We start from the raw sequence: 21,313 nt of genomic DNA, 5'->3' as shown, positions 1-21,313 counted from the left end.
TCAGGCGTCCTTCTGCTTGGTGCCGAAGATCTTGTCGCCGGCATCGCCCAGTCCGGGGACGATGTAGCCGTGTTCATTCAAGCGCTGGTCGATCGAGGCGGTATAGATCTGCACGTCCGGGTGGGCTTTTTCCACCACGTCGATGCCTTCGGGGGCCGCGACCAGGACCATGGCGCGGATTTCCTTGCAGCCAGCCTTTTTCAGCAGGTCGATGGTGGCGACCATCGAGCCGCCGGTGGCGAGCATCGGGTCGATGATCAGGGCCAGGCGCTGGTTGATGTCCGGCGCGAGTTTCTCGAGGTAGGTGTGGGCCTCGAGGGTTTCCTCGTTGCGGGCGACGCCCACGGCACTCACCTTGGCGCCCGGCACCAGGCTGAGCACGCCGTCGAGCATGCCGATGCCGGCACGCAGGATCGGTACCACGGTGATCTTCTTGCCGGCGATCTTCTCGACCTGGACCTTGCCGCACCAGCCGTCGATCTCATAGGTTTCGAGCGGCAGGTCCTGGGTGGCTTCGTAGGTCAGGAGCGCGCCGACTTCCTGGGCGAGTTCGCGAAAATTCTTGGTGCTGATATCGGCACGGCGCATCAGGCCGAGCTTGTGGCGGATCAGCGGATGGCGGATCTCACGAGTAGGCATAGGGGGAGGGCTCCGGGAGGCGGGCAAAAAAACCGCGCTAGATTAATCTATTCAGTCCTTGATGTCGTGCAGTCATTGTGCACGTTAGTCCATAAAGGCTTGATCTGGGACGAGCGGATGCGTACCTTTGCCCGCTTTTCCAAAACGCACCCCCTGGAGAGCGCCATGTCCGCCGATCTCGAGCATATCCGTCAAGTGATGCGCGAGGCTGATTGCCTGTACAACGAAGCCGAGGTCGAGGCCGCCATCGCCGAGGTCGGCAAACGGATCTGCCAGGACCTGCACGACAAGAACCCGGTGGTCTTCTGCGTGATGAACGGCGGCCTGATCTTCTCCGGCAAGCTGCTCACCCACCTGCAGTTCCCGCTGGAAGCCTCGTACCTGCACGCCACCCGCTACCGCAACACCACCAGCGGCGGCGAGCTGTTCTGGAAGGCCAAGCCGGAAGTGTCGTTCATCGACCGTGACGTGCTGATCGTCGACGACATCCTCGACGAAGGCCACACCCTCAGCGCCATCATCGAGTTCTGCAAGCACGCTGGCGCCCGGGCGGTGCACACCGCCGTGCTGATCGACAAGGATCATGACCGCAAGGCCAGCCCAGGCCTGAAGGCCACCTATAGCGGCCTGCCATGCGTGGATCGCTACATCTTTGGCTACGGCATGGACTACAAGGGCTACTGGCGCAACGCCAACGGCATCTTCGCCGTCAAGGGGATGTGAGCATGCGCCAGCCCGCGTTCCTCGATCAGGCGCTGTTCGACGGGCTGGCGCAGCAAGCCGCCGACAGTCCGCGCCGGCGTCAGCACCACAACTTCCATGACATGGCCGAGCCTTGCCACCGCCTGGCGGTGGGCTTGCAGCCGGATACCTACATTGCGCCGCACCGCCACCTGAGTGCCGACAAGGCTGAAGTACTGGTCGTGCTCAAGGGGCGTCTTGGCCTGCTGATCTTCGATGACCATGGCCAGTTGATCGACAAACGTGTGCTGCAAGCGGGTGGCGACTGCCTGGGAGTGGATCTGGCGCCCGGCACCTGGCATGGGCTGGTGGCGCTCGAGGCGGACAGCATTCTGCTTGAGTGCAAGGCCGGGCCTTATCGAGCGCTCGGCGAGGGCGAGCATGCGCATTGGGCGCCGCGCGAGGGCGACGAGGGCGTGGCCGAGTACCGTGCCTGGATGCGCGCGCAGTTCGACTGAGCGCGCTTGCCCAGCGGCAAGCCCTGTGCGTAGAGTGCCTGCTCATGCCTAGGAGCCTCACATGCGTGCGATCGTCCCCCTGCTGCTGGCGGTGAGCCTGCCACTGTCCGCCGCCCCGCTGCACAGCCAGTTCCTCCCGCCCGATGACCTTTCCCTGCGCCAGGAAGCCCCAGGCACTCAGCAACTGCTGCAGGTCACCGACTACACGGTGGTCGTTGCTACCCAGCGCCAGTCCGACCAGCAACCCATACCGATCACGTCCTCGTTGCAGATGCGCCTGAAGGGCAAGCCGCTGAGCAAGGGCGCGACCATCGGCCAGGTGCTGGTCAATTTCGACGGCGAGGGTGGCAAGAGCCTGAAGAAGCCGGTCTATGACGAGAAGACCCGGACCCTGACCCTCAATTACCCGGTGGCCGACTACCGGGTGATCATGGATCTGCTGCGCAACGAAACGCTCTACGTACAGTTCCTGACCTACGCCAACGGCCACGTCTGGGCCGACCTGCACACCGGCACCGTACGTACGCGTTGAGGCCCGCGGGTGCCGGGGGGTAAACTGCCGGCCTTCGAAAAATGCCCGTGATGGCCCAGTTGGAGTCGGCGATGCGTAAAGACAAGAAACAAGTGATTGGTGACGAGATCAGCGATGAGTACATCAAGGCCTTCCTGCAGTTCGAGCCGGCCGATGGCCTGACCTCGCCGTCGCATCACAAGCTGATCAAGGGCTACCGTGGCCTGCGGGTCGATGATTTCGAGCGTTTCGTCGGCTTCTTCGTCGAGGCGGGGTACGACCTCGATGGCAAGGACGAGCACGGCAAGACTTTCGCCGAAGTGATCGCCGACCAGCGCAATGCGCCGGAGTACATCGAGATCATCGACAACGCCCGCGTCTGATCCACAACCTGCATTGGCCTCTTCGCGGGTAAACCCGCTCCCACAGGAGGTGCACGCTACCTGTGGGAGCGGGTTTACCCGCGAAGAGGCCTGTACAGCCTGGCAAAGAGACAGGCAAAAAAAACGCCCCGAGGGGCGTTTTTTCGTTTCGGCCGGGTCAGGCGTAGTGCTTGGCCGGGCTGCTTTCCACCAGTTCCAGCGCCACGTCGTTGTCGGCGCTGATCTTGTGGTAGAGCGCGGCATCGTTGGCCAGGACCTTTTCGCGTGCCGGGAAGATCTCCTTGAGCTTGGCGGCCCAGGCGCCCTTGGCCTGCTCGGGGAAGCAGCGCTCGATCAGTTCGAGCATGATCGACACGGTGACCGACGCGCCTGGCGAGGCGCCCAGCAGGGCGGCCAGGCTGCCGTCCTGGGCCGCGACCAGCTCGGTGCCGAACTGCAGGATGCCGCCTTTCTTCGGATCCTTCTTGATGATCTGCACGCGCTGGCCGGCCACTTCCAGGCGCCAGTCTTCGGCCTTGGCCTCCGGATAGAAGCGGCGTAGCGACTCCAGGCGCTGCTCCATCGACTGCATCACCTCGCTGACCAGGTACTTGGTCAGGTCCATGTTGTCGCGGGCCACGGCCAGCATCGGGCCGATGTTGCCCATGCGCACCGACAGTGGCAGGTCCATGAGCGAGCCGTGCTTGAGGAACTTGGTGGTGAAGCCGGCGTAAGGGCCGAACAGCAGCGACTTCTTGCCGTCGACCACGCGGGTGTCGAGGTGCGGAACCGACATCGGTGGCGCGCCGACCGCGGCCTGGCTGTAGACCTTGGCCTGGTGCTGCTTGACGATTTCCGGGTTGTCGCAACGCAGCCACTGGCCACTGACCGGGAAACCACCGAAGCCCTTGCTCTCCGGAATCCCGGACAACTGCAGCAGCGGCAAGGCGGCGCCACCGGCGCCGAGGAATACGAAGCGAGCGTCGACCTCACGGCTGCCGCCGCTGTTGACGTCCTTGATGCTCACGGTCCAGCCGCTGCCGTTGCGGCGCAGGCCGACGACTTTCTTGCTGTACTTGACCTGGGCGTCCGGCGAATCGCCGAGCAGCTTGAGCAGCTTGTTGGTGAGCGCGCCGAAGTTGACGTCGGTGCCTTTCATCACGCGGGTGGCGGCGATGTGCTGATCGGCCGGACGGCCAGGCATCATCAGCGGCATCCAGTCCTTCATCACGGCTTTGTCTTCGGTGTATTCCATCTCGGCGAAGGCGTGGTGCTGCTTGAGCATCTCGAAACGCTTCTTGAGGAAGGAAACGCCCTTGTCACCCTCGACGTAGCTCAGGTGCGGCACCGGATTGATGAAGGCGCGCGGCGAGCCGAAGCTGCCCTTCTTGCTCAGGTAGGCCCAGAACTGGCGCGAAACCTCGAACTGGGTGTTGATGTGCACAGCCTTCTTGATGTCGATGCTGCCATCGGCGGCCTGCGGCGTGTAATTCAGCTCGCACAGGCCGGCATGGCCGGTACCGGCGTTGTTCCAGGGGTTGGAACTCTCCGCGGCCCCGGAGTCCATCGCCTCGACGACCTCCAGCTTGATCGACGGGTCGAGCTCCTTGAGCAGTACGGCCAGGGTGGCACTCATGATGCCCGCGCCTACCAGTACTACATCAACCGATTCGTTCTGCGCCATTTAACGCGTCTCCACAATCTACAGCACCTAATTGACAGCACAGGATTCCTGGGATGGCCAGGAACGCCATGTCCGACTCTTCGCAGTTCTTGCAACTTCCGCGGACACCGCCAATCAGTCTTGGGTGTTCGGCTATTGAACGCCCTTTGCCGCGGGTGCGGCAATTCGACTTATGGTCAAGTGGTCCGTCGTGCGTTATGGACCGGCCTCAGAGGCTCATCAGTGATGAACGCTTTTGCCGTCTGTTCAGGGCTGTTCGGGACACATCTGCCGCTCTTGCACATGCCAGACTGTTCATTTGCTCGCCACACTCTCGTGAAGTTGTGAAAAACCGTTTTTTCACGCTCTTTTGGAGTCGTGAACCTCAAAAGTGGACTGCGCGATGGCAACCCGCAGGTTCATGCGAAGCAGAAGGCCGGAAACAGCAGGCACGACAGCCAATGCAAGACCTGAGTGGAAGGCTCTCTGTGGGCGAAGCGTCGAGGGTGCCGGGGTCAAGCGGCGAATGCGGGGCCCGATCAGGAGACGTCCTTATAATCGGGGGGAGATTATAACGAGGTCGCGGGCAGAAAGGTCGTTCTTCTTGGTTTTTATTGCAGCGTTTGTCAGGCAGACAGGATGCGCTGTTGCCAACGGCGCGTTGCACGGGCGCAAACCCGGGCGCTGGCGGGTAGTGGCTGGCCGAGCCAGCCCAGGTACGCATCGCTGACCTGCACCCAGCCGCTCCCGGCGGGCTGCTGTACGCATTGCTTGAAGCCAAGACAGATGCCGTGGTCGTCAAGGCGGGCGTAAGTGTTGTGGCGCGGGCGGTGGAAGAGCAGGGTCCAGAGCGAGGCCATGGTGGCGAGTCCTGTGCGTGAGGGCTGGCGTAAGGATAACCGCAGGGGCATGAAACGATTGTGACAAAGGCGCAGCTTGCAAGTGACCAGGGCTGCTTTTTCTTGCCGCTTGCCGCTTACAGCTTGCCGCTAGGTATACTGTGGCCTTTGCCGCTTTTTCTGGAGAAATGCGCATGTTGCAACGTCTGTTGGTCGGTTTGTTCGCGGTGGCCAGCCTGAGCCTGGCCGGTTGTGCCCACAGCCCGCAGCAACTCAGCCCGCAACCCAAGCTCACCCAGCAGCTCGCCCCGGTCGGCCACGGTCAGCCCGTGGTGGTCAGGGTCGTCGATGGACGCGCCTCGCAATCGCTGGGCACCCGCGGTGGCATGTACCCCGAGACCAGCACCATCACCGTCAACGGCAACGACATCGTGCCGAAGCTGCAGGCCCAGGCCGAGGCGGCGGTGCGCCTGCTCGGCTTCACCCCGACGCCCAATGCCGGCAATGCGCCGCAGCTGACCGTGACCCTGGCCGAACTCAAGTACCAGTCGCCCAAGGACAAGATGTATGTGACCGAGGCGACCATCGGCGCCACCTTCCGTGCCGACGTGTCCAATGCCAACCGTCGCTACAGCGGCCGTTACGGGGCCTCCCTCGACCAGCGTTTCGGCATGGCGCCGAACCAGGAGACCAACACCAAGCTGGTGAGTGATGTGCTCAGCGATGCGCTGACCCGCCTGTTCAAGGACCCGACCATCGGTCAGGTGCTGGGCGAGTAAGGCATCAGAAATGAAGAAACCCGCCGCCTGTGCCCAGGTCGCGGGTTTTTTTGTTGCCTAGGGTTTGTACGAAAAGTCGCCGAGCGGCGATCAGGCAAGGCGAAAACAGGCGAGGAACGGTCGGAGTCGCGCTCGACTTTGCTAGTTGCAAATGAGCATTCCGAGCCTGTTTTCAACGCAGCATGATCGTCGCGCAGGCACTTTTCATACAAAGCCTAAAGCCGCTTCCACAGGGATCGCACTTGCGCAATTGCCGTGGGAGCGGGCTTGCCCGCGAAGAAGGCGATGCGATTCAGGCGGCCTGCACGTTGAAATCGAGCAGGCTGATCCCGGTGTGCGGGTCGACCTCCGGCAGGTCGTGGTGGGCATGGCCGCCCAGCGCGCAGTAGACCAGCCACTGACGATCCTGGACGTTGATCGCGAAGCCGTCGATCAGCGCCTGCTGCTCTTCGCTCTGGGTGACGAGATACAGGCGGTCCTGGTTTTCGGCGTGCAGCATGACAAGCTCCGGTTCGGTTGAAGGCCGACAGGGTGGCCTGCCTGGATGACGAGCGTGTGACAGATGAAATTAAATGACAGTTGGTCGCAAAGTCGCGGTTCGGCCTGTGGCCTTGGGTAGAATGCCGCCCTTTGTTGCACGTGATACCGAGGTCGCGCAATGTCGTTGCAAGTGCTCTGGGGCTTTCTGGCCGCCCATCCGGCCAAGCTGATCAACCTGCTGGCCCTGTTCATCACCTGTCCTGGCGGGTTGCTGCTGCAAAGCGCACGGCGGCGCGCGGCGCTGAGCCGGGAACGCCTGGCTGTGGATGAAGGCGTGGTGGATGGGCTCGAACAGCGGATGCCGCGCTACTACTACATTCTTGGCTTCTGCTGTCTGGCGATGGCCTTGCTGCTGTCCTGGTTCAGTACCTGGATCTGATTCGTGGGAGCGGGCTTGCCCCGCGAAGGCATCAGACCAGACAACATCATTGCTTGGTCTGACATCATCGCGGGGCAAGCCCGCTCCCATGAGTCGTATTGTCAGGCCGATGCCGGCTGACGCTTCACCTGGTACTGGTTGCGCACAGGCGTCGCATACTGCTGCACCAGATACGGCTGATGCTCCACCGGGCAGGCGTCCAGCCGGCGCTGCCACTCCTGCTTGGCCTTGGCCAGCTCATCGGCCGGGAACAGCGTCTCGGCGCTTGGCACCTCCAGCTCGGTCTCTTTTTCCGCCCACATCGCATAGGCCAGGTAATGCACCGGGAACAACCGGTAACCGCCGAGGATCTGTCGGTCGATCGCCTGCGCCAGCTGTTTGGTGTCCTCGTGGTACTCGGTCACCGGGGGGGCGAAGTTGATGTGTACCCGCCCTTTGTAGCCAGTGATGCCCTGGGCGATGCTGTTGTCGTCCTCGCCCGGCGCCTTCTTGTAGCTGCCGGTGGTGGCGCGGATGTACAGCTCGCGGGCCTTGGCCTGGTCGCAAGGATCGTATTCGTAGCTGATCGACACCGGGATCAGGTTGAGGCCCTGGATCACCGCGCCGAACGGTTCGTCCTTGCGGCTCATGTGGAACATCTTGAGGATCGCCGAGTCGGTGCGGTCGTCACCGTCCTTGGCGCGGCCCTCGGCCTGGGCAATCCAGATCGACACGCAATCGTTGCGGATCGAGTGGTTGATGTACGCCGAGAGCAGCTGATAGGCCGCCAGCTTTTCGCGGCGTCCGCTGATCGAGCGATGCACGATGAAGCTTTTGTTCAGGCGCATCATGTCGCTGACGAACGGCTTCTGCAGCAGGTTGTCGCCAATGGCGATGCGCGGCGTCGGCAGGCCGGCGTGGTACACCGCATAGTTGACGAAGGCCGGGTCCATCACGATGTCGCGGTGGTTGGCCAGGAACAGATAGGCAGTGCCGGACTTGAGCTGCTCGACGCCGGTGTAGGTGACGCCGTCGGTGGCACGGTCGATGGTGCGGTCGACATAGTACTCGACCTTGTCCTGCAGCGTGGACACGCAGCTCACGCCGGCGAACTCCTTGCGCAGGCGCCGGGCGATCAGCGGTTTGAGCAGCCAGCCGAAGGCGCCCGCCGCGCGGGGGAAACGGAAGTGGGTGAGGATATCGAGGAATGCCGGGTCGCTGAGCAGGCGTGCCAGAACGGCAGGGACCTCAGCGTCGTCGTACGGTCGGATGGCATCGAATTCGCCCATCATGCTCTCTTGTTGGAAACGGCTAGGGTAATAAGGTAGGGACGGGGTCCGAAAAACGGCTCGAACACACACAGGCCCCGTAAACAGACCGGCAATTATACGCACAAGTCACTCGGGAGGCCGCGATGCTGGAGACTGCGATCTACGATTGCCCCTATTGTGGTGAGGAAGTCGAAACCACCGTGGACCTGTCCGCAGGCGATCAGGAGTACATCGAGGACTGCCAGGTGTGCTGCAAGCCTATCCGTTTTGTGCTGCAGGTACATGGCGAGGAATGGATGCTGGACGTATACGGTGAGAATGACTGATGCAGCGAATCTACGACCCGGAAAGCCTGCTGGAGGCCCAGATGCTGGTAGGCATGCTGACCAGCGAAGGCATCGAGGTGCATCTGGTCGGGCGCGACCTGATGGGGGCGATGGGCGAGTTGCCGACCCAGGGGTTGCTGGGCCTGGCGGTGGCGGATGAACAGGCCGAGTACGCACGGCAGCTGATCGATGCGTACAATGCCGCCCAGCCACTTGCCGGCGACGAACCGGAGAGTTATCCGGGAACCCTGATCTGCTAGGTTTTGAATTCGCCCATGTGTGGACGCTATGCCCTGTTTCGCTGGTCCCAGGCCTTTGCCGGCTTGCCGGGCTTCCCCTCGGGCCAGCAGGCCCAATGGAACATCTCCCCCGGGGCCTCGGTGTTGATCCAGCGCCAGCTCGATGGCCAGCTGCAACTGGCCAGCGCGCGCTGGGGGCTCACCCCGGCGTGGCTTACCGACCTGTCCCGTACCCCGGCCCAGGCGCGTGCCGAGACCCTGGCCGAGCAACCCATGTTTCGCGAACCGTTGCGCAAGCGGCGCTGCCTGATGCCGGCCAACGGGTTCTACGAGTGGCGCGGCACCGCGCGCAAGCGACCGTACTGGGTGACGCCGGGGGAGGGGGCCTCGCTGTTCTTCGCCGCGCTGTGGGAAGTCTACCCGGTGCAAGAACAGCAGTGGCTGAGCTGCGCGGTGGTGACCCAGGCGGCGATGAACCAGCGCCGGCCACTGATTCTGGATGAGGCCGAGCAGGCGCTGTGGCTGGATCCCGAGACACCGATGGCGAGGCTGCACGAATTGTTGGCCAAGCCAGCGACGGCATTGCGTGAGCGAGCACTGGCGTTTTTCGTCAACGATCCGAAGCTCAATGGGCCGGAGTGCCTGACACCGGCGTAGGTGGCGTACGGTACTCCGTGTAGGAGCGGCCTTGCCGAGGCGTCGGACCGGTCGGAACGGGGCGCGTAGCGGCCCCAGATTCCGAGCCATCATCGAAATTGCTGGGGCTGCTGCGCAGCCCTTTCGCGACGCAAGGCCGCTCCTACAGGTGCGCGACCTGAGCTACACCCTGAACTGATTGATCAACCGCCGTTGCTGTTCCGCCAGCTTGGTCAGCTCGGCGCTGGCCTGGCTCGACTCGTCGGCGCCACCGGCCACTTCGCCGGCCACCTGGCCGATGTTGATCACGTTGCGGTTGATGTCCTCGGCCACGGCGCTCTGCTCCTCGGCGGCGCTGGCGATCTGGGTGTTCATGTCGTTGATCACCGACACCGCCTGGGTGATGCTCTCCAGCGCCTGCGCGGCGCGGCTGGCCTGCTGCACGCTGTCGTCGGTCTTGCCCTGGCTGTCCTCCATCACCTTGACCACTTCGCGGGTGCCCTGCTGCAACTGCTGGATCATCTGCTGGATCTCTTCGGTGGCCTGCTGGGTCTTCTGCGCCAGGTTGCGCACCTCGTCGGCGACCACGGCGAAGCCACGGCCCTGCTCGCCGGCGCGGGCCGCCTCGATGGCCGCGTTGAGCGCCAGCAGGTTGGTCTGCTCGGCGATGGCGCGGATGGTCACCAGGATGGCGTTGATGTTCTCGCTGTCGCGCGCCAGGTCCTGGACCACGGTCACCGCGCGGCTGATCTCGGTGGCCAGGGCGCCGATGGCGTGGGACGTGTCGCGCACGATGCCCAGCCCCTGGTTCGCCGCCCGGTCGGCATCGCTGGCGGCCTGGGCCGCCTGCGTCGCATTGCGTGCCACGTCCTGTGCGGTGGCGGTCATTTCATGCACGGCGGTGGCCACCTGGTCGATCTCGGCCATCTGCTTGTGCACGCCCTGGTTGGTGCGGATGGCGATATCGGCGGTATGTTCCGACGAGTCGCTGACCTTCTGCACCGAGCTCACCACCTGGCTGATCATCGCCTGCAGTTTGGCCAGGAAGGTGTTGAAGCCCTTGGCGATGGCGCCCAGTTCGTCGGCCCGATCGCTTTGCAGGCGGCGGGTCAGGTCGCCTTCGCCCTGGGCGATATCGTCGAGCATGGCCACCATCTGCCGCAGCGGACGGGCGATGCCATGGGCCAGCAGCCAGATCACCAGCAGGCCGAGCGCCGCGATGCCCAGGCCGACGATGGTCATGCCGGTGATGTCGGTACGACGCTGTTCGGCCAGGTCTTTTTGCAACTGGTTGGCGTCGGCCATCACGGTGCTCAGGGGCAGTTCGAGCAGCAGCGTCCAGCGTGCGTCGGTGCTGGCGATCTTGAACGGCAGGTACAGCTCGATGCGGTCCTTGCCGGCGTCCACCTGATACTGCAGGGCCTCGCCGCTCAGGCTCGCGAGGGTGCTGGCTTCGTCGCTGTCCAGCACATCGCTGGCCTTCTCGCCGAACTTCGCCGGGTCACGGGTGTAGGCCACCAGGCGGCCGTTGCTCGACACCAGCGCCAGTTCGCCGGCGCCATCGTACAGCTGGCGGTCGGCGGCATTGAGCAGGTCCTGGATGAAGTTGACCGACAGGTCGGCCCCAGCCATGCCCTGGAACTGGCCGTCGATCATGATCGGTTCGACGAACGAGGCGAGCATGACCATCTTGTCGCCTACCTTGTAGGGGGCCGGGTCGATCACGCAGGCCTTCTTCGACTCCTTCGGGCACAGGTAGTACTCGCTGGCGCGCACGCCTGTGGCCAGCACGGTGCGGTCGTCGACATCGGCCAGCTTGTCCTGGCCGAGGCTGCCGTCGCCGTTGCGGAACCACCAGGGCAGGAAGCGGCCGCTGGCGCTGTCGATGCCGACCAGTTGGCTGCCGACATAGCGGCTGTCGGCATGGTCGAGCGCGTTCGGCTCCCAGCCAAGGTAGGCGCCGAGCACGCTCGGGTTGACCTCGACGGTACGTTTGAGCTGGTTGATCAGGTGTTCGCGGTCGACGCGCATCAGTGGCTGGCCGTCGGCACCCTGCATGCCGATCATCGCATTGGCGGTGGCGAGGCTGCGGGCGATCGACAGGGGCGCCTCCAGGCCGCGCTGGATCTCGCTTACCTGGGTGCGCGCCAGGGCCGTGAGGCGCTGCTCGATGACCGTCTCGAACTGTTGCTGGGTGCGCGTTTGCACCAGCGACTGGGTCCGCTGCCCGGCATACACGGCATACAGCACCAGGGCCGCGACAATGCTCAGTACGATGGCTCCGGCCAAGGCGGCCACGGAAAACTGGATCGACTTGAATTTCATGGCAAGGCTCCGCGCGCAAGCAGGTTGTTACCGGGTGTTATCGGCGGGCTAATACCAAAGCATGAGGACCGTGCGAGAAATCTTCCCTGCGGCTCTGGCCCAGGCGGACGTCTGGGCCTAGGATACGCGGCATGTAAAAAGGGAGTGTTTTCATGCGTAAGTCATTCGTCGTCGGCCTGCTCGGTGCCAGCGTCCTGCTGGGCGGTTGCCAGGCGGTCAATACCACCAGCGGTGGCGCCGTGGGCGTCGAGCGCAAGCAGTACATGTTCAGCATGCTCTCGACCGACCAGGTCAACCAGATGTACGCGCAGTCATACCAGCAGACACTTGGCGAAGCCTCGAGCAAGGGCGTGCTGGACAAAAGCAGCAACGATGCCAAGCGCGTGCAGGCCATCGCCAAGCGCCTGATCGCCCAGGCGCCACAGTTTCGGCCGGATGCCGCGCAGTGGAACTGGGAAGTCAATGTGATCAAGAGCGATGAGCTCAACGCCAACTGCGGCCCGGGCGGCAAGATCATCGTCTACACCGGTTTGATCGACCAGCTGAAGCTGACCGATGCCGAGATCGCCGCGGTGGTGGGGCACGAGATCGCCCACGCCCTGCGTGAACACAGCCGCGAAGCGATGTCCAAGGCCTACGGTGTGGAAATGGCCCGCCAGGGCGCCGGGGCGATCTTCGGCCTGGGCCAGGACAGCATGGCCATGGCCGATACCGTGGTGAACTACGCCATGACCTTGCCCAACAGCCGGTCCAACGAGAACGAGGCCGACCTGATCGGCCTGGAGCTCTCGGCCCGCGCCGGCTATGACCCGAATGCCGCGATCACCTTGTGGAACAAGATGAGCAAGGCGTCGGAAGGCGCGCCACCCGAGTTCATGAGCACCCACCCGGCTTCGAGCAGCCGGATCGCCTCGTTGCAGGCGGCGATTCCGAAGGTGATGCCGCTGTATCAGGCGGCCAAGCAGTAAAAAAATAGCTTCAAGCTTCAAGCTGCAAGCTTCAAGAGGAAGCCGATACACTTTTGCTTGCAGCTTGCAGCTGTCTTACCCAATCCAGCCACTGGTCTTCATCGCCGAATACACCGCGACGATCGCCAGCACGAAGAACGCGGTCGCCGCCAGGCGACGGATCAGCGTCAGCGGCAGTTTCTCTGCCGCGAAGTTGCCCGCCAGAACCACCGGCACGTTGGCGATCAGCATGCCCACGGTGGTGCCGAGGATGACCATGATCAGGTGTGGATACTGAGCGGCCAGCATCACCGTGGCCACCTGGGTCTTGTCGCCGATCTCGGCGAGGAAGAAGGCGATCAGCGTGGTGACGAACGGCCCGAAGCGCCGCGCGTTGCTGGTTTCGTCATCGTCCATCTTGTCCGGTATCAGGGTCCACAGCGCGGTGGCGGCGAAGCTCGCGGCGAGGATCCAGTGCAGCACCGACTCGCTGAAGAAACCGCTGACCCAGGCGCCCACGGCACCCGCGGCTGCGTGGTTGGCCAGGGTCGCGGCGATGATCCCGGCGATGATCGGCCAGGGTTTGCGAAAGCGGGCGGCGAGAATGAGCGCGAGCAATTGCGTCTTGTCGCCGATTTCGGCGAGCGCAACGATGGCTGTGGGGACGAGCAACGATTCCAGCATCAGGATTCCTACGGGGGCGGGTCGACACGGCTATGACACGTACAACCTTCCCGCCCCGGGTAAGGTGTGCGTGTCATAGGTCTTGTCAAACCCTGGATCTGTCTGCGCAGATCGTGGGTCGCACGCGCCATGGCCTGTGGGCCAAGTGTGTTGACGCGTACCGGGCGAGCAGGGCGCTCGCGGGAGACTACTCCCCTAGGACGGAGCGGATTCTGCCTAGTGCGATCGCTTTCGGCAAGCTCTGTTTTTATCAGCGTGTTGCACGGTAGATCCGAAAGCCATGTGCTTCGGCACGGATTTCACAATTGCCCAAGGCGCCTTCGATCAGCGGTTGGTAGCGCAGGAAGCTGTTGGCGACCAGGCGTATTTCCCCGCCTTTTCGCAGATGTTCGCCTGATTTTTTCAACAGGTTTTCCGATGCCTGGTAATCGGTATGCACCCCGGTGTGGAACGGTGGATTGCTCAGGATCAGGTCCAGGCCGGTGGGCGCGGCATCGATGCCGTCACCGCTGATCACTTCGCCTTCCAGGCTATTGGCGGCCAGGGTCATGCGACTGGCCGCGACCGCGAAGGCATCGACATCGAGCAGGGTGATCCGGCTCTGCGGATAACGACGCTTGATCGTCGCGCCGAGCACGCCAGCGCCGCAGCCGAAGTCCAGGACATGGCCGGCGGGCAGTCCGTCGAGGTGTTCCAGCAGCAGCGCGCTGCCCTTGTCCAGACGCCCATGGCTGAACACCCCCGGCAGGCTGACCACGTGCAGCGGGCCATCGGCCAGTGGCAGTTCGAAGCGTTCGGCCAGGCTTTCCAGTTGTTTGGCCTCGGGGGCGTTGTCGATGGTCACCTGCCAGAGCTGGCAGTGTCTGGCGCTGTCGAGCTTGCGCGGTTTGCCGAAGGCCTGCAATTGCTTGGCCGCGCCTTCGATGCCGCCGCGCTTCTCCCCTACCAGGTACAAGATGCGCCCGGCCAGGCGCGAGGCCAGGGCGTTGAGCAGGTAGGCCGCCAGCTCGCGGGACTTGGGCAGGAACAGCACGGCGGCGTCGAAGGCCACCTCCGGCACCTCGACCCCATAGTGGCTGCGCCCGTCGAAGCGGCCTGCGAGCAACGCCTGGTCACCCGCGTGCCAGGTCCAGCCATGGGCGCCAGGCAACTGGCCGAGCAGGCCATCGGCCTGGACCCCGGCGATCAGCAGCGGGCCCTGGAACAGGTCCGCCTGGCGGAGCAATACTTCACTGCGCGGGTCCATGGACGACGCCTCCTGAAAAAAGTGGCGCAGTGTACCAGAGGCGTCGGTGGATCAGCCGACCACTCGCCGAGGCTGGCCAGCGAAGTAGGCCTGGGCGTTCTCGGCCAGCTGGCCGACGATGCGCTGGCGCGACTCCACCGCGCCCCAGGCGCTGTGCGGGGTGATGATCAGACGCGGGATGTCCGTCGCCAGCAATGGATTGCCGTCGACCGGCGGCTCGACGCTCAAGACATCGGTGGCGGCGCCGCCCAGGTGGCCACCCCGCAGGGCATCGACCAGGGCCTGCTCGTCGATTAGTCCGCCGCGGGCGGTGTTGACCACCAGCGCATGAGGCTTGAGCAAGGCCAGCTCGCGGGCGCCGATCATGTGCCGGGTCTGCTCGTTGAGCGGGCAGTGCAGGGTCAGGGCATCGACCTGCGGTAGCAGTTCGTCCAGCGGCAGGCGATCGGCGCGGGGCGGGCGCCCGGGGATCTGCCCGCTCAGCACGCGCATGCCGAAGGCTTCGGCCAGGTGCGCCACCGCGCCGCCCAGCTCGCCATGGCCGAGCAGGCCGAGGGTCTTGCCCTCCAGCTCGACGATGGGAAAGTCCAGCAGGCAGAACTGGCTGGCCTTGGCCCACTGCCCGGCCTTCACCGCCTGGTCGTAGTCGCACAGGCGCGTGGCCAGGGCCAGCAGCAGGGCCAGGGTGTGCTGGGCCACCGATGGCGTGCCGTAGCCCTGGCAGTTGCATACGGTGATGCCTTGGACGCGGGCGGCGGCCAGGTCGACATTGTTGGTGCCGGTGGCGGCGACCAGGATCAGCTCGAGCTGTGGGTTGGCGGCCAGCGTGGCGGCGTCGAGCATCACTTTGTTGCTGATCACCGCCGTGGCGCCTTGCAGACGTTCGGCGACCTGGTCCGCAGTTGTGGCGGCGTGCAGTTGCAGGTCATCGAACTGGGCATGCAGTGGCGAAAGGTCGAGGTCACCCAGGTCCAGTGACTGGTGATCGAGAAACACGGCGCGACGTGGGCTGGGCATGGAGGCTCCGGTGCAGGGCTGGATACATTCTTGGCGTTGGTTCGAGGCTGTGGGAGCGGGTTTACCCGCGAATACGCAGGCGAGCCCATTGCGCATTCGCGGATAAGCCCGTTCCCACAGGGCTCGCGATCCGTTCAGAACAGTGTCTGGCCCGGCATTGCCGTTCGTCAACGCCAGCATCGCCGCTCATACCTTGGCGCGGCAAATCATTCCTTCGGCTGATTTGACCGATGCGTCACCGCACTACAGTTGATCCCTGAATCGTCCGGCCCGCTTTGAAAAAGGGATACCCATGTTGCAGACGCGCATCATCAAGCCCGCCGAGGGCGCCTACCAGTACCCCCTGCTGATCAAGCGCCTGCTGATGTCCGGCAGTCGTTACGAGAAAACCCGAGAGATCGTCTACCGCGACCAGATCCGCCTCACCTACCCGCAGTTGAGCGAGCGCATCGCCCGTCTGGCCAACGTGTTGACCGCGGCCGGTGTGAAGGCCGGTGACACCGTGGCGGTGATGGACTGGGACAGCCACCGCTACCTGGAGTGCATGTTCGCCATCCCGATGATCGGTGCCGTGGTGCATACCATCAACGTGCGTCTGTCACCCGAGCAGATCCTCTACACCATGAACCACGCCGAGGACCGCTTCGTGCTGGTCAACAGCGACTTCGTCGGCCTCTACCAGGCCATCGCCGGCCAGCTGACCACGGTGAACAACACGCTGCTGCTGACCGATGGTCCGGACAAGACCGCCGACCTGCCGAACCTGGTGGGCGAGTACGAGCAACTGCTGGCCGCCGCCAGTGCGCATTACGACTTCCCTGACTTCGACGAGAACTCGGTAGCCACCACGTTCTACACCACCGGCACCACCGGCAACCCCAAGGGGGTGTATTTCACCCATCGCCAACTGGTGTTGCATACCCTGGCCGAAACCTCGGTGCTCGGCAGCCTGGACAGCGTGCGGCTGCTGAGCAGCAACGACGTCTACATGCCGATCACGCCGATGTTCCATGTGCACGCTTGGGGCATCCCCTACGCGGCGACCATGATGGGTATCAAGCAGGTCTACCCGGGGCGCTACGAGCCGGACATGCTGGTCAGGCTGTGGCGCGAGGAGAAGGTGACCTTCTCCCACTGCGTGCCGACCATCCTGCAGATGCTGCTCAACTGCCCGTCGGCGGCCGGTCAGGATTTCGGTGGCTGGAAGATCATCATTGGCGGCAGCGCGCTCAATCGCGCTCTGTACCAGGCTGCGCTGGCCCGTGGTATCCAGCTCACCGCCGCCTACGGCATGTCGGAAACCTGCCCGCTCATCAGCGCCGCGCACCTGAACGACGAGTTGCAGGCCGGCAGCGAGGATGAGCGCACCAGCTACCGGATCAAGGCCGGCGTGCCGGTGCCTCTGGTCGAGGCTGCCATCGTCGATGGCAATGGCAACTTCCTGCCCGCCGATGGCGAAACCCAGGGCGAACTGGTGCTGCGCGCGCCCTGGCTGACCATGGGCTACTTCCGCGAACCGGAGAAGGGCGAGGAACTGTGGCAGGGCGGCTGGTTGCACACCGGGGATGTCGCCACCCTGGACGGCATGGGCTATATCGAGATCCGCGACCGGATCAAGGATGTGATCAAGACCGGTGGCGAGTGGATTTCGTCGCTCGATCTCGAAGACCTGATCAGTCGCCATCCGGCGGTGCGCGAAGTGGCGGTGGTCGGTGTGCCGGACCCGCAATGGGGTGAGCGGCCATTCGCGTTGCTGGTGGCGCGTGACGGGCAGAGCATCGATGCGCGCGCGCTCAAGGAGCATCTCAAGCCATTCGTCGAGCAAGGGCACATCAACAAGTGGGCGATCCCCAGCCAGATCGCCCTTGTTACTGAAATTCCCAAGACCAGCGTCGGCAAGCTCGACAAGAAGCGCATTCGCCTGGATATCAGCCAGTGGCAGGCCAGTAACAGCACGTTCCTTTCCACGTTGTAACCGGGGAGCGGGTCATGCCCTTTCTAGCATGACCCGCGGACTAGACACCGTGCCGCCTTGTCAAACGCTGGAATTGAGCCATGCTTGAGCACTGCCAGCGCACGGGCCGGTCGTTCGGGGCGGCCATCAGCAGGGAACGCAAATCACACTTTAGAGGGATCAAGCACCTGTGGTCGCTGGCTATAGTCGGGTCAGGGGATTTTCAGGAATGGGGGAGGGCGTCGTACCGCAGCGGGCGACGTCACCGGCAGGAGCCTGCTTCAACCAGGCGCTCGGGCCGTTTCTGAAAGGACTCACTGCCATAACAAAAAAGTACATGGAGTAGCGTCGATGACATCTGCAAACCCGTTCTGGCGCCGGGCTAAACTGCCTCTGGCCGTCAGCCTCGCTTCTACGCTCGCAAGTCCAGCTTTCGCGGTCAGCTTCAACATCGGGGAAATCGAAGGCCAGTTCGACTCGTCGCTCTCCGTCGGTGCCAGCTGGTCGACCGCCAACCCCAACAAGAACCTCATCGGTGCCAACAACGGCGGCAGGGGGCTGTCGCAGACCTCCGACGATGGCCACCTGAACTTCAAGAAAGGCGAGACCTTCTCGAAGATCTTCAAGGGTATCCATGACCTGGAACTCAAGTACGGTGACACCGGCGTGTTCGTCCGCGGCAAGTACTGGTACGACTTCGAACTCAAGGATGAAAACCGCCAGTTCAAGGACATCAGCGATTCGGGCCGCAAGGAGGGCGCCAAGTCCTCGGGCGCCGAGCTGCTCGACGCGTTTGTCTACCACAACTACAGCATCGCCGACCTGCCGGGCACGGTGCGCCTGGGCAAGCAGGTGGTGAGTTGGGGTGAAAGTACCTTCATCGGTGGTGGCATCAACGCCATCAACCCCATCGATGTCTCGGCGTTCCGCCGTCCTGGCGCGGAGATCAAGGAAGGCCTGATCCCCGTCAACATGTTCTACGTGTCGCAAAGCCTGACCGATAACCTGACCGCCGAAGGTTTCTACCAGATCGAATGGGACCAGACCGTCGTCGACAACTGCGGGACCTTCTTCTCCCAGCCTGACGTGATCGCCGATGGTTGCAACAACAACCTGGCGGTGCTGGCCAAGCAGGCGAACGTGGCAAGAAGCCTGTCCGCACAGCTTGGCCCGTTCACCGGGGCGGCGATGAACGCGCTGTCCGGGCAGGGCGTGAGCTGGGGTTCGCCTGACGAGGGCGTGATCGTGCGCCGTGGGCCGGACCGCGATGCCCGTGACAGCGGCCAGTTCGGCGTGGCCCTGCGCTACATGTACGAGCCGCTGAACACCGAGTTCGGTGGTTATTTCATGAACTACCACAGCCGGGCACCGATCTTCAGTGGTCGGGGCGCGGCAGCTCGCTTCTACAACCCGGCCAACCTGGCTGGCGCATTGGCGCGCGCGGGCGTTCCGGCTGGCGCCGCAACCAACCCGGCCCTGCTCCAGGCGCTCATGCCCCTGTATGTCGCGGGCAACTCCAGCTACTACGTGGAGTATCCCGAGGACATCCGCCTCTACGGCCTGAGCTTCTCCACCACCTTGCCCACCGGCACGGCCTGGAGCGGCGAGATCAGCTATCGGCCGAATGCGCCCGTGCAGCTGAACACCACCGACATCCTGTATTCGGGCCTGACGCCACTCGACCCCAACACATCGGTGCTCAAAGGCACGCCGGACGCTGACCAGCCAGGCTATCGCCGCAAGGAGATCACCCAGCTGCAGACCACCTTCACCCACTTCTTCGACCAGGTCATGGGCGCCGAGCGTCTGACCATGGTCGGTGAAATTGGCTGGACTCACGTCGGCGGACTGGAAAGCTCTTCCAAGGCGCGCTATGGCCGCGACCCGGTCTACGGCCCCGGCCCGCTGCCCAATGGCCGCTGCCGAAGCCTCAACGCCACCACGCTGGCCGGTGTCGAGCAGAACAACCTGTCGCGCTACTGCGAAAACGAAGGCTTCACCACCTCCGACTCCTGGGGTTATCGCGTTCGCGCCATCTGGGACTACAACAACGTCTTCGCCGGTGTGAACCTGCGTCCGAGCGTGGCCTGGTCCCATGACGTCGATGGTTACTCCCCAGGCCCTGGCGGCAACTTCGAGGAAGGTCGCAAGGCGGTCAGCCTGGGCCTGGACGCCGAGTACCAGAACACCTACACGGCGAGCCTGTCGTACACCAACTTCTTCGACGGCAAGTACACCACCGTGGATGACCGTGACTTCGTCGCGCTCAGCTTCGGCGTGAACTTCTAAGAACCCTGATCCAGGACGACAACAGAATGAAAATGACCACACGTCTGCTGCAAGCCGGTGTACTGGGCATGTCCCTGCTGGCAACCAGCGTCATGGCTGCGGTTTCCGCCACCGAAGCGGCCAAGCTGGGCTCGACCCTGACCCCGATGGGCGCGGAGAAGGCCGGTAACGCCGACGGCTCGATCGGCCCGTGGGAGCCTCTCTCGAAGACTGCCGGCAGTGTCGACAGCAAGGGTTTCCTCTCCGATCCGTATGGCAGTGAGAAGCCACTGTTCACCATCACCGCGCAGAACGCCGAGCAGTACAAGGACAAGCTTTCGCCTGGCCAGCTGGCGATGCTCAAGCGTTACCCGGACAGCTACAAGATCCCGGTGTACAAGACCCACCGTGGCTCCACCGTGCCGGACGACGTGTTCGCCGCGATCAAGGAAAACGCCACCAAGACCACCCTGGTCGCCGGTGGCAACGGCCTGGAAAACTTCCGCACCGCCATTCCGTTCCCGATCCCCAAGGACGGGCTGGAGGTGATCTGGAACCATATCACCCGCTACCGTGGCGGCAGTGTGACCCGCCTGGTTACCCAAGCCACCCCGCAGCAGAACGGCTCGTACAGCCTGGTGTACTTCCAGGACCAGTTCGTGTTCCGCGACAAGATGAAGGATTACGACCCGGCCAACCCGGGCAACATCCTGTTCTACTTCAAGCAGGAAGTGACCGCGCCCGCTCGTCTGGCAGGCACCGTGCTGCTGGTCCACGAAACCCTCGACCAGGTCAAGGAGCCGCGCAAGGCGTGGATCTACAACGCCGGCCAGCGCCGCGTGCGTCAGGCGCCGCAAGTGTCATACGACGGTCCGGGTACCGCCGCCGACGGGCTGCGCACCTCCGACAACCTGGACATGTACAACGGCGCGCCGGATCGCTACGACTGGAAGCTCGAGGGCAAGAAGGAGATGTATATCGCCTCCAATGCCTACAAGCTGGACGATCCGAAGCTCAAGTACAGCGATATCATCAAGGCCGGGCACATCAACCAGGACTTGTCGCGCTACGAGCTGCGCCGCGTCTGGCATGTGGTCGCAACCCTCAAGCCAGGCCAGCGCCATATCTACGCCAAGCGTGACTTCTACATCGACGAGGACACCTGGCAGGCCGCGGTGATCGACCAGTACGACGGTCGCAACCAACTGTGGCGCGTGTCCGAGGCCCACGCCCAGCCTTACTACAACGTGCAGGTGCCGTGGTACACCCTGGAGGCCATCTATGACCTGCAGTCGGGCCGCTACCTGGCCCTGGGCATGAAGAACGAAGAGAAGAGCGCCTACAACTTTGGCTTCAGCGCCAGCAAGGCCGAGTTCCAGCCAGCCGCGCTGCGTCAGTCAGGCGTGCGTTGAGCTGAAAACCGCAAACTCCGTGTGATCCCCCAGAACGCCCCGGCTTGCCGGGGCGTTTCTGTTTGCCGCTGGCGTGGAGCGCAATCGGCATTGTTTCT

At 63.7% G+C, this 21,313-nt stretch carries 22 protein-coding genes, 1 pseudogene and 1 riboswitch; of the genes and pseudogenes, 13 read left to right on the top strand and 10 right to left on the bottom strand.

Features of this window, described 5'->3' with window-relative positions; all coding sequences use genetic code 11:
- Window positions 1-639 carry a uracil phosphoribosyltransferase gene (upp, locus tag ACYUME_RS22275; protein WP_279883450.1) on the bottom strand — a complete coding sequence of 213 codons (639 nt, stop codon included), beginning with the start codon at window positions 637-639 and terminating at the stop codon, window positions 1-3.
- A gap of 165 nt (window positions 640-804) precedes the next feature.
- Here upp and ACYUME_RS22270 point away from each other — a divergent pair, with 165 nt between their 5' ends.
- From ACYUME_RS22270 to ACYUME_RS22255, 4 genes are all read left to right on the top strand, one after another.
- Window positions 805-1,362 carry a hypoxanthine-guanine phosphoribosyltransferase gene (locus tag ACYUME_RS22270; RefSeq protein ID WP_279883447.1) on the top strand — a complete coding sequence of 186 codons (558 nt, stop codon included), beginning with the start codon at window positions 805-807 and terminating at the stop codon, window positions 1,360-1,362.
- Window positions 1,363-1,364: 2 nt separating this feature from the next.
- Window positions 1,365-1,838: a WbuC family cupin fold metalloprotein gene (locus tag ACYUME_RS22265; protein ID WP_460416907.1), complete on the top strand. Its 474-nt coding sequence runs from the start codon at window positions 1,365-1,367 to the stop codon at window positions 1,836-1,838.
- 61 nt (window positions 1,839-1,899) lie between these two features.
- Window positions 1,900-2,370: a hypothetical protein gene (locus ACYUME_RS22260; RefSeq protein ID WP_279883442.1), complete on the top strand. Its 471-nt coding sequence runs from the start codon at window positions 1,900-1,902 to the stop codon at window positions 2,368-2,370.
- Window positions 2,371-2,441: 71 nt separating this feature from the next.
- Window positions 2,442-2,732: a PA4642 family protein gene (locus ACYUME_RS22255; RefSeq protein WP_460416905.1), complete on the top strand. Its 291-nt coding sequence runs from the start codon at window positions 2,442-2,444 to the stop codon at window positions 2,730-2,732.
- A gap of 157 nt (window positions 2,733-2,889) precedes the next feature.
- Here the strand turns inward: ACYUME_RS22255 and mqo are convergent, their stop codons facing one another.
- Window positions 2,890-4,395, bottom strand: coding sequence for a malate dehydrogenase (quinone) (mqo, locus tag ACYUME_RS22250; protein WP_279883437.1), 1,506 nt, complete (start codon window positions 4,393-4,395; stop codon window positions 2,890-2,892).
- 605 nt (window positions 4,396-5,000) lie between these two features.
- Window positions 5,001-5,234 (bottom strand): hypothetical protein, encoded by a 234-nt coding sequence (locus ACYUME_RS22245; RefSeq protein ID WP_279883433.1) that lies wholly within the window; start codon window positions 5,232-5,234, stop codon window positions 5,001-5,003.
- Between the two features lie 173 nt (window positions 5,235-5,407).
- Here ACYUME_RS22245 and ACYUME_RS22240 point away from each other — a divergent pair, with 173 nt between their 5' ends.
- On the top strand, window positions 5,408-5,992 hold the full coding sequence (locus ACYUME_RS22240; RefSeq protein WP_279807073.1) for a YajG family lipoprotein: 585 nt from the start codon (window positions 5,408-5,410) through the stop codon (window positions 5,990-5,992).
- Window positions 5,993-6,284: 292 nt separating this feature from the next.
- Here ACYUME_RS22240 and ACYUME_RS22235 read toward each other — a convergent pair whose 3' ends face one another.
- Window positions 6,285-6,491 (bottom strand): hypothetical protein, encoded by a 207-nt coding sequence (locus ACYUME_RS22235; RefSeq protein ID WP_279883431.1) that lies wholly within the window; start codon window positions 6,489-6,491, stop codon window positions 6,285-6,287.
- A gap of 159 nt (window positions 6,492-6,650) precedes the next feature.
- Here ACYUME_RS22235 and ACYUME_RS22230 point away from each other — a divergent pair, with 159 nt between their 5' ends.
- Window positions 6,651-6,911: a hypothetical protein gene (locus ACYUME_RS22230; protein ID WP_460416902.1), complete on the top strand. Its 261-nt coding sequence runs from the start codon at window positions 6,651-6,653 to the stop codon at window positions 6,909-6,911.
- Window positions 6,912-7,012: 101 nt separating this feature from the next.
- Here the strand turns inward: ACYUME_RS22230 and ACYUME_RS22225 are convergent, their stop codons facing one another.
- The gene (locus ACYUME_RS22225; RefSeq protein ID WP_460416900.1) at window positions 7,013-8,179 is read right to left on the bottom strand and encodes a 1-acyl-sn-glycerol-3-phosphate acyltransferase; all 1,167 of its coding nucleotides are present in this window, start codon (window positions 8,177-8,179) and stop codon (window positions 7,013-7,015) included.
- A 125-nt stretch (window positions 8,180-8,304) separates the two neighbouring features.
- On the opposite strand from ACYUME_RS22225, the gene ACYUME_RS22220 reads away from it, so the two are divergent.
- Genes ACYUME_RS22220 through ACYUME_RS22210 form a run of 3 tightly spaced genes read left to right on the top strand, consistent with a single transcriptional unit; the run spans window position 8,305 to window position 9,383 of the window.
- Window positions 8,305-8,487 (top strand): CPXCG motif-containing cysteine-rich protein, encoded by a 183-nt coding sequence (locus ACYUME_RS22220; RefSeq protein WP_056795571.1) that lies wholly within the window; start codon window positions 8,305-8,307, stop codon window positions 8,485-8,487.
- Complete coding sequence (locus ACYUME_RS22215; RefSeq protein WP_279883419.1) at window positions 8,487-8,747, top strand: putative signal transducing protein; 261 nt, start codon at window positions 8,487-8,489, stop codon at window positions 8,745-8,747. Before ACYUME_RS22220 ends, ACYUME_RS22215 begins: the two co-directional genes overlap by 1 nt.
- 15 nt (window positions 8,748-8,762) lie before the next feature.
- Window positions 8,763-9,383 (top strand): SOS response-associated peptidase, encoded by a 621-nt coding sequence (locus ACYUME_RS22210; protein WP_279883416.1) that lies wholly within the window; start codon window positions 8,763-8,765, stop codon window positions 9,381-9,383.
- A gap of 162 nt (window positions 9,384-9,545) precedes the next feature.
- Here ACYUME_RS22210 and ACYUME_RS22205 read toward each other — a convergent pair whose 3' ends face one another.
- Entirely contained in the window at window positions 9,546-10,250 is a 705-nt protein-coding gene (locus tag ACYUME_RS22205) for a methyl-accepting chemotaxis protein (RefSeq protein WP_460419427.1), read from the bottom strand.
- 198 nt (window positions 10,251-10,448) lie between these two features.
- Window positions 10,449-10,508 (bottom strand): annotated as a pseudogene (locus ACYUME_RS22200) (hypothetical protein); the annotation flags it as partial.
- 1,331 nt (window positions 10,509-11,839) lie between these two features.
- Here ACYUME_RS22200 and ACYUME_RS22195 point away from each other — a divergent pair.
- On the top strand, window positions 11,840-12,655 hold the full coding sequence (locus ACYUME_RS22195; protein ID WP_279883411.1) for a M48 family metallopeptidase: 816 nt from the start codon (window positions 11,840-11,842) through the stop codon (window positions 12,653-12,655).
- A 75-nt stretch (window positions 12,656-12,730) separates the two neighbouring features.
- On the opposite strand, the gene ACYUME_RS22190 is transcribed toward ACYUME_RS22195, so the two are convergent.
- The 3 genes from ACYUME_RS22190 to ACYUME_RS22180 form a co-directional block, all read right to left on the bottom strand.
- Window positions 12,731-13,315, bottom strand: a complete 585-nt coding sequence (locus ACYUME_RS22190) for a TMEM165/GDT1 family protein (RefSeq protein ID WP_279883470.1) — start codon at window positions 13,313-13,315, stop codon at window positions 12,731-12,733.
- A 90-nt stretch (window positions 13,316-13,405) separates the two neighbouring features.
- A riboswitch (yybP-ykoY riboswitch) is annotated at window positions 13,406-13,527 on the bottom strand.
- 41 nt (window positions 13,528-13,568) lie between these two features.
- Entirely contained in the window at window positions 13,569-14,564 is a 996-nt protein-coding gene (locus tag ACYUME_RS22185) for a methyltransferase (protein WP_460416898.1), read from the bottom strand.
- Between the two features lie 51 nt (window positions 14,565-14,615).
- Window positions 14,616-15,581 (bottom strand): 2-hydroxyacid dehydrogenase, encoded by a 966-nt coding sequence (locus ACYUME_RS22180; RefSeq protein WP_460416896.1) that lies wholly within the window; start codon window positions 15,579-15,581, stop codon window positions 14,616-14,618.
- A gap of 292 nt (window positions 15,582-15,873) precedes the next feature.
- On the opposite strand from ACYUME_RS22180, the gene ACYUME_RS22175 reads away from it, so the two are divergent.
- The 3 genes from ACYUME_RS22175 to ACYUME_RS22165 all read left to right on the top strand — a co-directional run bounded on the left by ACYUME_RS22175 (window position 15,874) and on the right by ACYUME_RS22165 (window position 21,215).
- Window positions 15,874-17,556, top strand: a complete 1,683-nt coding sequence (locus tag ACYUME_RS22175; RefSeq protein WP_460416895.1) for a fatty acid--CoA ligase — start codon at window positions 15,874-15,876, stop codon at window positions 17,554-17,556.
- 330 nt (window positions 17,557-17,886) lie between these two features.
- Window positions 17,887-19,824: a DUF1302 domain-containing protein gene (locus ACYUME_RS22170; protein ID WP_279883401.1), complete on the top strand. Its 1,938-nt coding sequence runs from the start codon at window positions 17,887-17,889 to the stop codon at window positions 19,822-19,824.
- A 26-nt stretch (window positions 19,825-19,850) separates the two neighbouring features.
- The gene (locus ACYUME_RS22165) at window positions 19,851-21,215 is read left to right on the top strand and encodes a DUF1329 domain-containing protein (protein ID WP_460416894.1); all 1,365 of its coding nucleotides are present in this window, start codon (window positions 19,851-19,853) and stop codon (window positions 21,213-21,215) included.
- Window positions 21,216-21,313 lie beyond the last annotated feature (98 nt).

The organism is Pseudomonas sp. microsymbiont 2, assembly GCF_054788395.1.
The sequence above is the reverse complement of the archived record's forward strand: the minus strand, read 5'-3'. Positions and strand labels throughout refer to the sequence as shown.